The sequence below is a fragment of the Silvimonas soli genome (assembly GCF_030035605.1).
GTDB lineage: Bacteria > Pseudomonadota > Gammaproteobacteria > Burkholderiales > Chitinibacteraceae > Silvimonas > Silvimonas soli.
The window spans coordinates 3,432,553-3,447,005 of sequence record NZ_CP106736.1 but is presented as its reverse complement, the minus strand read 5'-3'; the positions used below and the strand labels follow the sequence as shown (position 1 = coordinate 3,447,005).

Below are 14,453 nucleotides of genomic sequence, written 5' to 3'. Positions count from 1 at the left end.
CCCCGCGGGTGAGCGCTCGGCCAGATACCACCTGGCGGGTTTTTATCGTAATTAATGTGCACTATTTGTTGTAAATCAGCGAATCCTTTGCATTCGGCAAATATTGCCAAACCCCTTCAGTAAACCTTAAGGAACGCGTCTTAAGGTGCCCCGAGTAACACCAAGTATCTCTGCTCGCGGTTCTCCGGCTCTGCCTTGCCGCCATTTTTCATCCGTAATCAATATAAAAAACCGTCAATCCACCATGCGTTTGTCCGTAATCCTCATTACCCACAATGAGATCGCCAACCTGCGCGATTGTCTGGCATCGGTGCATTTTGCCGATCAAATCATTGTGGTTGATTCCGGCAGTACCGATGGCACCGTGCAGCTTGCTCGCGAGCTGGGCGCCACCGTCCTGGAAACCAACTGGCCCGGCTTTGGCCCGCAAAAGAACCGCGCGCTGGATCTGGCCGACGGCGATTGGGTGTTATCCATTGATGCCGACGAACGCGTCACGCCAGAACTGGCCGACGAGATTCTGCTGAGCCTGCATGGCGCGCAGTGCGATGCCTTTGAGATTCCGCGCTTGTCCAGCTTTTGTGGCCGCTTCATTCGCCACAGCGGCTGGTGGCCTGACCCCGTATTGCGCCTGTTCCGTCGCGGCACCGCCCGTTTTACCGACGCGGCTGTCCATGAACGGCTGATCTGCAGCGGCAAAGTCGCCCGCCTGCAGCAACACTTTCTGCATTACAGCTATCCCGATCTGGAAAGCGTAATCAGCAAGATCAACCGCTATTCCACCGACGCCGCGCACGAAAAATTCGCCAAAGGCAAACGCGCTTCACTGCCTGGCGCCTGCTTTCGCGGTTTCTGGACGTTCTTTCGCCACTACACCGTGATGGGCGGTTTTCTGGACGGCCGAGAGGGCCTGCTGTTGGCCATCACCGCCGGTATCGGCAACTTCTATCGCTACGCCAAACTGGCGCAGCTTGGGCAAACCCGAGTGAAATCATGAATATTCTTCAGTTGAATTTCGAAGCTGGCTGGCGCGGTGGCGAGCGGCAAACCATATTGTCCATGCTGCAGTTTCGCGAGGAAGGCCACACCGTTCATTTGTTGTGCCGTGCAGGGAGCCAGATTGGCGAACGCGCCCGTGCTGCAGGTTTTGTGGTGCATGAGCGCAAAGGCAGCGGCGGCGTGATCGGCTTTCTGGCGCTAAGTGGCAAGCGCTACGATATTTTGCATGTGCAAACCGGTCATATGCTGACTTGGGCTGTGCTGACCAAACCGCTACATCGCACGCTAGTGGTGTATTCGCGGCGGGTGGCGTTCCGTCTGAAAGGTGCGTTGACCCGTTTCAAATATCGCAAGACCGATCTGGTTGTTGCGATCAGTGAAGCCTGCGCCAACAGCGTGCAAGCGCTGGGCATTCAGCACGTGCCCATCATTGCCGACGCAGTATTGCCGGTCTCGCCAAACGCTACACGCAGCCAGATGCTGGCCGGGCAACTGGGAATCGGCCAGCGCAAAGTCGTTGCCACCACGTCGGCCCTGGCCGCGGACAAAGACCCGCTGATGCTGGTGGATGCCATTGCCGCGCTGAAAAAGCGTCGTAACGACTTTGTCTTTGTGCATTTTGGCGCTGGCGCCCTGGAACCGGAAGTGCGGGCTCGCGTGGCCGCTTTGCAACTGCAAGACACTTTCCTGTTTGCCGGTTACCAACAGAATGTGGAAGCGCTGTTTGGCTTATTCGATGTGTTTGTCATGAGCTCGCGGGAAGAAGGTTTGGGCAGCAGTGTGCTGGATGCCTTTAGTGCGCGAGTGCCCGTCGCCTCCACCAGCGCGGGTGGTTTGAAAGAACTGCTGGCCGACGATCGCGGCTTGATGAGCGCGCCTGGCGACGCCGGCGGCTTGGCACGCAATATCGGCCAGTTGCTGGATGCGCCGGACTGGCTTGGTGCCATGACCAGCAAAGCCGCTGAATACTTCGAACGCACGCATCGGCTAGACACCATGGCCGATGCCTATCTGGTGATGTTTGAGCAGCTATTGAACGAACGCCGTCGTCCACGAACTGCCGCCATTGCCACTGCGCCGGCGGCCACGCCAGGCATTGCCGTCGAGTCACACAACCAGGCCTGATCCAACCCGCCCGCCCACAGCCCGTGCCGCCTACGCGACCGGGCCGTTTTGCTGGCGCCATTGCTGACAGCCAGCAGGCTGATCTCTCAAGTCGTTCAACTTTCAGCAACAAACGACAGACAAATGAAAGCGATTTCAATTTGTCTGGCTCTCGCTCCCTCGCGCCCGTTAACAGTGCGTCGACCAGGCGATATATCGGCCATTTTGTGCATGTAACCAGACGCCCGCGACCAGTCCGCACTGGCTCCCAGTCTCAATCTCCACGGTTTTCATGACAAACCTGTTCTGGCTATCAAGCAGTTGATTAAAAATCGATTTTTTTAATAAACACTGCCTTCGTCCGGAATAAAACCCGTGTCTTTTGGTGGTTTCATCCTCCCGTATCGGCCGGAATGGCCAGGATTGGGCCATATTTATCGGCACCAATATGGATCAACCGGCCACCGGTTATGCACCACGTCATGACGTTCGTCGGTTGCACACGTGTATTAATTTGCGGTGTCACAACGGTTTGAATGGCTATTTTATTAGTCAGAACAGCGTAACCATCAAGACATGTAGGGTAAAGCATTTACTTGTGTCAATTGCCGCCTGGAACGACGATGAAATGGATTTCATGAAGTCGATTTCAATCTGGAGGAGAACAATAAATGCAGAGCAACAAGCAGTACCTGAACAGCCGCAAACGCTGGATTGCCTTAACGCTGGCAACCCTGGCTGCGGCTCCCGGCCCGTTCTTGACGGCGGGCGTTTTGGTAATGGCACCGTTCGCGCATGCGGCCAGCATCAGCACGGGCTATACGCAGCAAAGCGGCGGCGTGGTGCAGTTTTACGCCAATGGTGGCACGTGGGCTGATATCCACTACACGATCAATGGCGGCGGCCAGTTGAACGTGCGCATGACCAACAGCGGCACCAACAACAGCTACACCGTGAGCAATATTCCGGCTGGCGCCACCGTGAGCTATTCGTTCACCGTGGGCCAGAGCGATGGGTCCGCCAGCGATACGGCCTGGAGCCAGTTCACCTATACCGGCGCAGCAACACCAACGCCAACTCCGGCACCGACTCCCGTCCCTACGCCAGTTCCCACTCCAGTACCGACGCCGGTGCCAACGCCCGCGCCAACCCCGGCCCCAACGCCTGCCGCCAGCTATGGCGCCACGCAACTGGCGGGTGGCGTAGTTGCGTTCTATGCCAATGGCGGCAGCTGGGCTGATATCCATTACACGATCAATGGCGGCGGCCAGATAAACGTGCGCATGACCAATAGCGGCACCAACAACACCTACCAGATCACCGGCGTGCCAGCAGGCGCGGTGATTAACTACTCGTACACCATCGGCCAGGCGAACGGCTCGGCGGCTGATACGCCGACGCAAACACTGACCTACGCCGGTTCTGCGCCAACACCGACGCCGGCTCCAACCCCGGCGCCGACGCCAGTCCCAACTCCAGCTCCGACTCCAGCACCTACGCCGGTGCCAACACCTGCGCCTACTCCGGCTCCGACGCCAACACCGGCGCCCACTCCAAGCGGCCCGGTAGATTTTGGTCCGAACGTGCTGATCTTTGATCCGACGATGAATACCGCCACCGTTCAAACTCAGCTGACCAACATCTTTAACCAGCAGCAAACCAACCAGTTTGGCACGCAGCGTTATGCAATCGTTTTCAAGCCGGGTACTTACAACCTGGACGTGAACATCGGCTTCTATACCGATGTGATGGGTCTAGGTATGTCGCCGGATGACACACAAATCAACGGTGGCGTGCACGTCGAAGCGGAATGGCTGGACAACGAAAACGCCACGCAGAACTTCTGGCGTTCAGCTGAAAACATGGCGGTTACCCCAACCAGCGGTACCGATCGCTGGGCCGTGTCGCAAGCGGCACCATTCCGCCGCATGCACGTGAAAGGCAACGTGACGCTGTGCTCGCCGTACTGCGGCTGGTCTAGCGGTGGCTTTATCTCCGATACGGTGATCGATGGCCAGATCAGTTCGGGCTCGCAACAGCAGTGGATCAGCCGCAATACCCAGTGGGGTAGTTGGGTTGGTGGCAACTGGAACATGGTGTTCGTGGGTGATGTGAACAACCCGGCGGCATCGTGGCCAACGCCGCCGTACACCATCGTGACGCAGGCTCCGGTCACGCGGGAAAAACCGTTCCTGACCATTGACGCCGCGGGCAACTACAGCGTGTTTGTGCCGTCGCTGCAAACCAACAGCGTGGGCACCACATGGTTTAACAAGACGCCACAGGGCCAGTCGATTCCGATCAGCCAGTTCTACATTGCCAAGGAAAACATCGATACCGCGCAGACCATCAACGCCGCGTTGGCAGCTGGTAAAAACCTGATCTTTACCCCGGGTATTTACCATCTGAATGACACCATCCGCGTGACTCGCGCCGATACCGTGGTGCTGGGTCTGGGTCTGGCTACGCTGGAACCCGATACCGGTCTGGATGCCATGGATGTCTCTGACGTCGACGGTGTGAAGATCGCTGGCCTGCTGTTTGATGCCGGTGCGGCTGATTCACCCGCCCTGCTGAAGATTGGCGCCACCACCACTGGCGTGAGCCACGCGGCGGATCCGACCTCGCTGCATGACATCTACTTCCGTATTGGCGGTGTGGTGCCAGGTGCTTCGGCGGATGCCAGCTTGATCATCAACAGCAATAACGTGATCGGCGACAACTTCTGGGCATGGCGTGCGGACCACGGGAGCGGTGTGGGCTGGACGGTGAACAAAGCCACCAACGGCGTAATCGTCAACGGCGCCAATGTCACCATCTACGGTCTGGCGGTGGAGCACTACCAGCAGTATCAGACCCTGTGGAACGGCAATGGCGGCAAGGTGTACTTCTACCAGAGCGAGGCTCCGTATGACGTCGCCCAGCAAAGCGACTGGATGGCAGGCAGCGAGAACGGCTATGCGTCTTACAAGGTGGCCGACTCAGTCACCAGCCATCAGGCATACGGCGTCGGCGTGTATTGCTTCTTCAACACCAACAACGCCATCAAGCTCACCAACGGCTTTGAAGCACCGCAAGTGCCGGGCGTGAACTTTACGCACCTGGTCACGGTGTCGCTGGGCGGCGTGGGCGAAATCACTCACGTGATCGACAACACCGGCGCCACAGCCAACGCGGCCAATCAGGTCTCTGATCTGACGACCTTTCCATAAACCGGGTTTGATCCGCTAACCAGAAACAACCGCCGGTATGGCAGATGCCGGCAACTCCCTCAGGCCCGCAGCAATGCGGGCCTTTTTTTCTGCAAGGAGATCGCCGCGACCACAGTAAAGCTGGGTCAGTCGATAGTGGGGGAATCCAGCGCAATACGCGTCTGGCCGATTGCCGCTTCCACCAGCGAGAGTGCGTCGGTAAAACTAGCTGTAGCTCCCACAATGGCATCCAGCCGGTTATCGATCAGCAAACTGGTCAAGCCGTGCACATAGCCCCAAGCCGCAGTCATCGCCACGGCCTGACTGGCACTCAGCGGCGCAAATGCCTTGCCTTCGTCTGGCGAGGTTGCAGCATCTGGCGTTTCAAAAACGCCAGCCAAGGCCAACGCGGAGACACGTGATGCCGCCAGCAGCGACGGGCGGGTGTAATCCAGCATTTCGTTGCGATCCATCAAGCGGAACAGGCCCGGATTTTCTACACCGAACATCACATAACCGCGAGCAATGGCACTGCGGCGCGCCTGCCCGTGCGGCAAATCGCCAGCGCTATCCGCTAGCCGCTGCGCCAGCCGCAGATGTCCCACGGCGGCTAGTTCGCTCAATACGTTAGCCACATCGCCAAAATGATGTTTGGGTGCGGTATGCGAAACCCCGGCCTCGCGGGCAATCGCGCGCAACGTCAAACCCTTTAGCCCATCGCGCAGCAACACCACTTCTGCCGCCGCCAGCAAGGCACCTGGCAAGGAGCCATGATGGAAGGGACGTTTGTGGTCTTCAGCGCGGGTAGCTATCGCCGGGTTGGGATTCATGTCTTCTGCAGCGGGCGATGTATTGCCGGCACGACGATTTGATGAGCTCATGACGGTCTGGTTACACCTGACAGGCGGAATGGAGATGATGTTGACGATCATACTATCTCACGCCATCATCTTTCCACTGGAAAATTTCCATCGGAAAGATAACGGAGCCAACGCATGACCGCCCTCACCCCGCCCGCAGAATCATTGCGCGACCTTAACGATGAACCGGTCAGCGTCGAAACCGATGCCGGGCCTCTGCGCGTTCACGGCATCATTCCCGCCGGGCTGGCAGGCACGTTGCTGCGCAATGGCCCCAACCCGGTCAATCCTGCCCCAGACGCGCACTGGTTTACCGGCGACGGCATGCTACATGCCATCCGTTTTCACGAAGGTGGGGTGTGGTACCGCAATCGCTGGACGCGTACCCAGGAACTGGCGCGGCATCAGGCTGGGGCGGCCAGCAAGGGTGACTTCGTGCCCGCCACACCGGATACAGAAAGCCATGGCACCGCCAACACCCATATCGTCTGGCATGGTGGCCGTTTAATGGCGCTGGAAGAGGCGCATTTGCCCATCGAGATTGATCCGCTCAGCCTGGCCACGCGCGGCAGTATCGATTTTGCGGGCGCGATTTCGGGGCCGTTTACCGCACATTCCAAGATCGATCCGGATACCGGCGAAATGCTGTTCTTTGGTTATGGCAATCCGGAACGACTGAGCGCGGGCATGACTTACGGCACCCTCAACGCCAGCGGAGAGGCCACCCGCTTTGAACATTTCACGGCGCCCTTCGCCAGCATGGTGCATGACTTTATGTTTACTGCCACGCAGGTGATCTTGCCGGTAATGCCGCTCACCGCCAGCCAGACCCGCGCGATGCAAGGCGGCCCAGCCTATGCTTGGGAACCTGGGCGCGAAAGCCGGATTGGCATCTGGCCACGAGCGCAAGGCACTACAGAAGTTGAGTGGTGGCAGGGCCCGAGCTGCTTCGTGTTTCATGCCATGAACTCGTGGGAAGACAACGGCGTGGTCTATGCCGATGTAATGCGCTTTCCCGTCGCGCCTCTCTTTCCCGATATCGACGGCAACCCGCCCTGCACGCTGGATGGCGCGCGCCTGCATCGCTGGACCTTTGATCCAGCCACGCCAGGCCGCACTTTTACCGAGCAATTGCTGTGCGACATCCCTGGTGAATTTCCGCGCATTGATGATCGTTTTGCCAGCAAGGCCTATCGCCACTGCTGGTTTGCCGGCCACCGCACAAATGACGGCGAAACAGAAATGTTCAGCCGCATCGTGCATCTGGATATGCGCACCGGCCAGCAAGATATCTACGAACTACCTGCCGGTTATCTCACCTCTGAGCCGGTATTTGTGCCGCGCACAGCGACAGCGGCTGAAGGCGACGGCTGGATTATGGTGGTGGTGTATTGCGGGCTCTTTGGCTTGAGCGAAGTGCTGATTCTGGACGCCCAGGAACTGGCACGCGGGCCACTGGCCACCATCGAACTGCCAGTTCGCGTACCCAACGGGTTTCATGGCAACTGGCTGCCAGCCGATTGTTACGCAGCCACTGCTGACGCGATCTGGGGATAACAACGCGCCTGGCTGATGACATCAGCCAGGCGCGCTAGCTGCCTGCCTAACGCCACAGATTGGTACGGCTTAACTCCAGCACTTCTCCGGCACGCCCATCCAGAATGGCGCGGGCCACATACAGGCTGAAGCCGCGTGCTTGCGAGAACGTCACCTTGGGCGGCATGGCCAGTTCTTGCCGGTTGGTCACTACGTCAATCAGCGCCGGGCCGTCATGGGCAAAAGCGCGCTCCAGCGCGGCATCCAGATCGGCGGGGTCTTCCACTCGCTGGCCATACAAGCCCATGGCGGTCACCACCGCGCCAAAGTCCGGGTTAACCAGTTCGGTGGCGGTTTCCAGAAAACCGGCGGCTTTCATTTCCAGTTCAACAAAACCCAGCGCGCCGTTATTGAACACCACAATTTTCACTGGCAGCTTTTCTTGTACGGCGGTGATCAGATCACCCATCAACATGGTCAGCCCGCCATCGCCGCACAGTGCCACGACCTGGCGGTGCGGAGCCGCAGCTTTGGCACCCAGCGCTTGCGCCAGCGCGTTGGCCATTGATCCGTGATTGAACGAGCCAATCAAGCGGCGCTGGCCATTCATTTTGAGATAACGCGCCGCCCATAACGTCGGAGTGCCCACGTCGGCGGTGAAAATGGCATCGAACGCAGCCAGTTCACTGACCCGCTGTGCCAGATATTGTGGATGGATAGGCTTGCGACCCGGATGACCCACCGCCAGTTCATCCAGCTCTTTGCGGGTTTTGGCGTAATGCGTCAGCGCGCGATCCAGGTGGGTACGGTCACCTCGCGCTTTCAGCGCCGGGAGCAAGGCGCGGATAGTTTGACCCACGTCCCCCACGACACCTAACGCCAGCGGGTGCCGCAAGCCGAGTCGCTCACCGGCCAGATCGACCTGAATTACCTTGGCATCTTGCGGATAAAACTGCCGGTACGGAAAGCTGCTACCCAACACCAGCAAGGTGTCGCAACTTTCCATGGCGTAATAGCCGCTGGCAAAACCGATCAACCCGGTCATGCCCACGTCGTATGGGTTGTCGTATTCGATATATTCCTTGCCGCGCAAGGCATGCACGACTGGCGCTTGCAGTGCCTCGGCCAGCTTCACCACTTCATCATGCGCACCGGCGCAACCCGCGCCGCACAACAGGGTGATGTTCTTGCCCTCATTCAGCAAAGCGGCCATATGCTCCAGTTCGGCCACCGCGGGCAGCACGCGTGGTTTGGCCTGGCGCGGCCAGACCGGATCAGGCACATCGGTAGCTGCGCTCAGCGCGACATCACCCGACAGCACCAGCACGGCCACGCCTTTGTGTGTCAACGCTGCCTGAATAGCCGTGCCGAGCATGCGCGGCAATTGCTCCGGCGTGGCAACCAGTTCGCAGTACACGCTGCATTCCTTGAACAAAATTTGCGGGTGGGTTTCCTGAAAATAATCACTGCCGATCTCGCCACTGGGGATATGTGCGGCAATGGCCAGTACCGGCACGTGATTGCGCTGGCAATCAAACAAGCCGTTGATAAGATGCAGATTGCCCGGCCCACAACTGCCAGCACACACCGCCAGGCCGTCCGTCACCACCGCTGCCGCACCTGCCGCAAAGGCCGCCACCTCTTCGTGCCGGGTATGGACCCAGCGCATGTCTGGTTTGCGGCGGATGGCCTCGGTAATGCCATTGAGCGAGTCTCCCGCCACACCAAAAATCTGCGACACGCCGAGGGCTTCAAGGGTATCGATGAGTACGTCGGCTACCAGTCTGGTCATGTGAAAACATCCTTGTGAGGGCAAAAGCACAGCGTCTGTGGCGAACCGATCCTGGCCTGATGCTACGGGCGAGTCATCAGTGGGCGAAATGGTTCAGCGGGGAAAACGGCGTTGGCGTAAAGGTGCTTTTGATTCTAGGAGGTACATGGAGGATACGACAGGACAAAGGCGCACCCTCCACAGCAAGGGGCAAGCGCGATGAACTGAACATGTGCGCCGGAGCGATCCAGTCACCCGGCAGCTGCCAGCCCCAGCACCAGGCGTTGCGCCAGACGCGGCTGCCGCAGTTTTTCCAGCCACCATTGCAACGCACGGCCAGCGCTTTCTTCGCGCCACGCCACATACAAAATGTTGGGCTCGCGCGGCTGGACGGTTTGTTTTTCAACCAGCGCACCTTGTTGCAGCAGATGCACCACGCGTTGGCGCGGTAGCCAGCCCACGCCCAAGCCTTCGCGTTGCGCCATGATTTTGGCGCGCATGCCCGGCACCGCCAGCGCGGCTTGTCCGCCCAGCACGCCGTAAACTCGGCCTTCACTGTGACGCGAGCTATCGGCCACTACAATGGCCCGATGCCGGACAATCACGTCGCGGCTCAGTGGCTCGGTGACGCGCGCCAGTTCATGTCGTGGCGACACCGCAAAAACCCAATCCAGCGCGCCCAGCTCCACCCAGTTAATCCCCGGCATTTTCTGCGGCTCATTGGTGGCACCAATCACCAGATTGGCGCGGCCGTCCCGCAGTGCCTCCCAAGTGCCACCGAGGACTTCATGCGTAATCCGCAAGGACACGCCAGACGCAAGCTCATCGAAATCCCGCACCACCGGCAACAGCGTCTCAAATTCCAGCAATTCGTCGGTGACGATCCACAGCCGGTCTTCCCAGCCGTTAGCCACCTGCCGCACACGCTGCATGGTGCGCTTGACGTCTGCCTGCACGCGTGCGGCTTCATCAGCCAGCAGTTTTCCTGCGGGGGTCAATTGCAGCCGATAACGGCGGCGGTCAAACAACAAGGCATCGAACCGTGCCTCCAACTGGCGCGCAGCGTGCGAGATGGTCGATGGCGCCTTCCCCAGCCGTGCGGCCGCTTGCGAGAGGCTGCCGGTATCACGGATGGCCTCCAGCAAAGCCAGTTCTTCCAACTGCAACATGTTCGATTCCTTTGGACGAGATCGCGCTTCATGTTAGTCCAATACAACAGAAACTGGCCCCAAATGCGGCGATACGGGTCTGCCAGAGCGCTTGTGGCCACATTCTGGCCTGCTTCTTTTAATATCACCGTCATACCAAAAAAACAGTTCGTTGGCAGCCATGCGCCAATGCCGCGTGTTCGTCGATCGCACGGGAGTACACAATGCCATTTCAGCCTGAACCGGGCATGATCCGCTGGAAAATGCATTTCATTTCATCGCCCGCCAAGGTGTTTGCGGCGCTGACCACCGATGCCGGGCGCGCCCGTTTCTGGGCCGAATCCGCGCCGGAAAACCGCGGCATGATCAGCTTTCACATGCTCAATTACGCCCCTTTCGCCGGGCGCGTGCTGGCGCGCGAAGAGCCGTGGCTGTTTGTGCTGGCTTACTTTGGCACGATCGTGAAGTTCTCTTTGCAACCGGACGGCGCTGGCGGCACCGAGCTATTGCTGGTCGCCACTGAGGTCACTGAATCCGCGCGCATGGAAATGGCCGCTGGCTGGGTTTCAGTGCTTATGGCCATGAAAGCGGCGGTGGATCATGGCGTTGATTTGCGCAATCACGATGCCAACCGGTCGTGGCTGGATGGTTACGCAGATAATTAATGCCTCGATGGCCTTTGATGGTCAGGCCATCAGCACCGGTTTTTTTGCCAGATTCTTCTACGATTGCGCAATTTTGATCAGGTATTGTCGGCAAACAGGCGATAGTCTCTCAATCACCAGGAGAAACCAGATTGAGTGCCAGCAACGCCGCGCATTACCGCGCCCGTCTTCGCAAAGTATTGCAGTACATCGACGCCAATCTCGACGGCGATCTGGACCTCGATCAGTTGTGTGAAGTGGCTGCGTGCTCAAAGTATCACTTCCAGCGCCAGTTTTCAGGGTTGCTGGGGATAGGCGTTTACAAGTACGTGCAATTGCGGCGCCTGAAACGGGCCGCGTTCCAGCTGGTATTTCGCCCGCAACAGCAGGTCATTGATATCGCGCTGGGCTGCGGCTACCAAGGGCCGGAAGCGTTTGCCCGCGCTTTCAGAAAAAACATCGGCCAGTCTCCCTCTGACTTTCGCAAACAACCGCAATGGCGCCCCTGGTACGCTATCTATCAACCTTTAGCTGTATTGAGGGCCAAGCATATGAATATCGAAAACGCATTCGAGCCGGTTGAGATCAGGCAGGTGAACGCGATCCCGGTTGCGTTGCTGGAACACCGGGGCGATCCGCAATTGATCGGAGAATCCATCCGCCGGTTTATTGAGTGGCGCAAGCAGAATCACCTGCCGCCCAGCCGCAGCGCCACCTTCAATTTGCTGTACGACGACCCGCAAACCACACCGGCCGCGCAATACCGACTGGGGCTTTGTGCAGCGACAGAACAACCTGTTCTGCCTAACGAATCTGGCGTGGTGCCAGCCAGCATTCCTGCAGGACGTTGTGCGGTCATGCGTTACACCGGGGCGGATGAGGGACTGCGTGAAGCGGTGGGATATCTGTATGCACAATGGCTGCCGCAAAGTGGCGAGGACCTGCGGGATTTTCCAGTTTACTGCCAGCGCATCAAGTTCTTTCCGGACGTGCCGGAGAACGAGGCGGTCATTGATATTTTTCTGCCGCTGCAATGAGCGACTCTATGGATATCCGGTGCTGGGCCAGATATCCACAGCATTCAGACTGCCAAGGGTTCAAAGCGCCTTATCGAGCACGTGAATGGAGACCCCATCCACCATGTCTTTTACCGCTGCAGCATGCTTTTTCATATGTTCCACAGCCAGATGTTTTTCCAGGTGGCTCACGCTTTCCCAGTATTCGAGCATGAAAATTGAATCCGGCGCGGTGTGCTGCCATGGCAGTTCGGTAGCGACATCAACCAGCGGCAGATAGCCGCTGCAGCCGTCTTCTGCCAATACCAGCGGGATCAACTTATCGATTGCCTGCAGCACCGTGGCGCGCTGGCCCGGCCGGGTTTTGATTTCAGCAATAACGGTAATCATGGGCGTGAGTTCCTTGGTAGTTCCTGGGTAAAAAAACGGCTGGCGTCAGGCAAACAGCTCGGTCAGATGGTCCCGATAGCGATTGATATCAGCGTCAATGGACGGCTGTTTGATCACGTCATTACACATAAAAGTGGGCAATGGTGCCATGCCGAGGAACTGGTTGGCTTTATGGAAAGGTAAATAAACGCCATCCACGCCTGCACCTTCAAAGAACTGGTCCGGCTCGGTAAAGGCCTCAACCGGCGCATTCCAGGTGGTGGAGATCATGTATTTCTTGCCCTGAATCAGCCCGCCGGAACCATATTTTTTGCTGGCATCCGCGCGGCTGCGACCGTCACTGCCATAAAGCGTACCGTGGCCATGGGTGAACACTTCATCCAGATACTTTTTGAGAATCCACGGTGCGCCCATCCACCAGCCCGGCATCTGATAGATCACTACATCCGCCCACAGATACTTCTGCACTTCGGCCTCAATGTCGTAACCGTCGTCCACCGTGGTGACTTGTACAGTATGGCTAGCTTCTTGCAGATAACGGGCGGCAAAGTCACTCAGGGTCTGATTCAACGCGCCATCTGAATGGCCGAATTTCTTTTTGGCATTAACGATAAGAATATTGGACATAAAGCTAAACCGCCTTGCAGCAAAGTAACTGAAAGACGGCATTCTAAAGGTCCGGGAAAGATAGAAAAACGTGAGTACTGGCACAGGACTGTTGACTAAAAATCAACCGAGCCGAAAAAAGGGGACGCATTTTGGCAAATTCCCCTTCTTTCGGGCCGACTCCGGCTTAGCGCAAAACGCCGCCAGCCAGCGCGCCAGTTTGGCTTGCTTGCGTTGCCAATAACGCGGTCACATAGGGTTTGAGCGCATCGTGCAGACTGGTCTGGCCATAACGGATATCGTCCACGCCCTCCTGCGCGCCGATGTGGCCAGCGTTATGCGCGTCATACATCTCGGTGACCAGGCGGGCATAACTCTCGCCCACACCACGTGCCAGCGTGGGCTGCCATTGCTCACGCAATAATTCAAACGCGTTAATGGCACTATCCAGTAAATCTCCCAAAACCTGGGCGACGTCAGTGACTGTATAACGGCTTGGGCCTTCCGCATGAATCACCCCGCCCGAGCGCTCGAAGGTGGCGGATGACAGCAACAGTTGGGCTGCGATAACGCCAACATCGGCTGAACTCACGGTCGGGAAATACTTGGTCACCGGATGATGCAGGCTGGGCAGCATGCCGGTCTGCGCTGCTACCGGAATCAATCTGGACCAGTTTTCCATATGCTCGGCCGAACGCAGCACGACATGCGCAGAAGCAATGCGCCGCATGCGCTGTTCCAGTTCATGGAACAACCCAGTCACGCCGGTGCCGGTACTGTGTTCCGCGCCATAATCCGAGATCGCCAGCACGGCGGCTGGACGCGCCAGATCCAGCGCGTCGCCCACGCTGGCAATGGCCCGGCGCATATCGCCCACTGCATCCACCGCATGCTCACTGGTTGGGCAAAACACCTGCACCGCCGTTGCGCCAGCCATTGCTTTGACCAATGCGGTTTTGTCGCGCACATCGGCAATGGCTATTTCGCATCCCAGCGCCTGCAGCGCCCCGGCTCTGGCTGGATCACGCACCACCGCCCGCACCGGGCGGCCGGCTTTGCGTAACGCTGCGGCGGTGGCACCGCCTGTCTTACCACTTGCCCCTAAAATCACGAACATGGCTTTTCCCTCCAGCATGAAGTCTGGAGAGAAAGTACCGCTGCAAAGGGGATTGATCGCGTTGATTCGGC

The 14,453-nt window shown here is 58.3% G+C and carries 12 protein-coding genes; 6 read left to right on the top strand and 6 right to left on the bottom strand.

All coding sequences use genetic code 11. The annotated features are described in order from the left end of the window. Positions 1–244 precede the first annotated feature (244 nt). The 3 genes from N7220_RS15830 to N7220_RS15820 all read left to right on the top strand — a co-directional run bounded on the left by N7220_RS15830 (position 245) and on the right by N7220_RS15820 (position 5,315). Positions 245–997: a glycosyltransferase family 2 protein gene (locus N7220_RS15830; protein ID WP_283148484.1), complete on the top strand. Its 753-nt coding sequence runs from the start codon at positions 245–247 to the stop codon at positions 995–997. Continuing rightward, a complete protein-coding gene (locus N7220_RS15825; RefSeq protein ID WP_283148483.1) occupies positions 994–2,124 on the top strand; it encodes a glycosyltransferase in 1,131 nt (376 codons plus the stop codon). The genes N7220_RS15830 and N7220_RS15825 overlap by 4 nt, the downstream gene beginning before the upstream one ends. 650 nt (positions 2,125–2,774) lie before the next feature. Further along, complete coding sequence (locus N7220_RS15820) at positions 2,775–5,315, top strand: hypothetical protein (RefSeq protein WP_283148482.1); 2,541 nt, start codon at positions 2,775–2,777, stop codon at positions 5,313–5,315. 125 nt (positions 5,316–5,440) lie between these two features. Here N7220_RS15820 and N7220_RS15815 read toward each other — a convergent pair whose 3' ends face one another. Next, positions 5,441–6,175: a TetR/AcrR family transcriptional regulator gene (locus N7220_RS15815; protein ID WP_283148481.1), complete on the bottom strand. Its 735-nt coding sequence runs from the start codon at positions 6,173–6,175 to the stop codon at positions 5,441–5,443. Positions 6,176–6,289: 114 nt separating this feature from the next. On the opposite strand from N7220_RS15815, the gene N7220_RS15810 reads away from it, so the two are divergent. Continuing rightward, a complete protein-coding gene (locus N7220_RS15810; RefSeq protein ID WP_283148480.1) occupies positions 6,290–7,711 on the top strand; it encodes a carotenoid oxygenase family protein in 1,422 nt (473 codons plus the stop codon). A gap of 46 nt (positions 7,712–7,757) precedes the next feature. Here the strand turns inward: N7220_RS15810 and poxB are convergent, their stop codons facing one another. After that, positions 7,758–9,482: a ubiquinone-dependent pyruvate dehydrogenase gene (gene poxB, locus N7220_RS15805; RefSeq protein WP_283148479.1), complete on the bottom strand. Its 1,725-nt coding sequence runs from the start codon at positions 9,480–9,482 to the stop codon at positions 7,758–7,760. 230 nt (positions 9,483–9,712) lie between these two features. After that, positions 9,713–10,630, bottom strand: coding sequence for a LysR family transcriptional regulator (locus tag N7220_RS15800; protein ID WP_283148478.1), 918 nt, complete (start codon positions 10,628–10,630; stop codon positions 9,713–9,715). A gap of 203 nt (positions 10,631–10,833) precedes the next feature. Between N7220_RS15800 and N7220_RS15795 the strand changes: the two genes are divergently transcribed. Together N7220_RS15795 and N7220_RS15790 are read left to right on the top strand one after the other, a co-directional pair. After that, on the top strand, positions 10,834–11,274 hold the full coding sequence (locus tag N7220_RS15795; protein ID WP_283148477.1) for an SRPBCC domain-containing protein: 441 nt from the start codon (positions 10,834–10,836) through the stop codon (positions 11,272–11,274). Between the two features lie 131 nt (positions 11,275–11,405). Then, positions 11,406–12,290 carry an AraC family transcriptional regulator gene (locus N7220_RS15790; protein ID WP_283148476.1) on the top strand — a complete coding sequence of 295 codons (885 nt, stop codon included), beginning with the start codon at positions 11,406–11,408 and terminating at the stop codon, positions 12,288–12,290. Between the two features lie 60 nt (positions 12,291–12,350). On the opposite strand, the gene N7220_RS15785 is transcribed toward N7220_RS15790, so the two are convergent. The 3 genes from N7220_RS15785 to N7220_RS15775 all read right to left on the bottom strand — a co-directional run bounded on the left by N7220_RS15785 (position 12,351) and on the right by N7220_RS15775 (position 14,382). Next, positions 12,351–12,659, bottom strand: coding sequence for a putative quinol monooxygenase (locus tag N7220_RS15785; protein ID WP_283148475.1), 309 nt, complete (start codon positions 12,657–12,659; stop codon positions 12,351–12,353). Positions 12,660–12,704: 45 nt separating this feature from the next. Continuing rightward, positions 12,705–13,286 (bottom strand): NAD(P)H-dependent oxidoreductase, encoded by a 582-nt coding sequence (locus N7220_RS15780; protein ID WP_283148474.1) that lies wholly within the window; start codon positions 13,284–13,286, stop codon positions 12,705–12,707. A 166-nt stretch (positions 13,287–13,452) separates the two neighbouring features. Continuing rightward, entirely contained in the window at positions 13,453–14,382 is a 930-nt protein-coding gene (locus tag N7220_RS15775) for an NmrA family NAD(P)-binding protein (RefSeq protein WP_283148473.1), read from the bottom strand. Positions 14,383–14,453 lie beyond the last annotated feature (71 nt).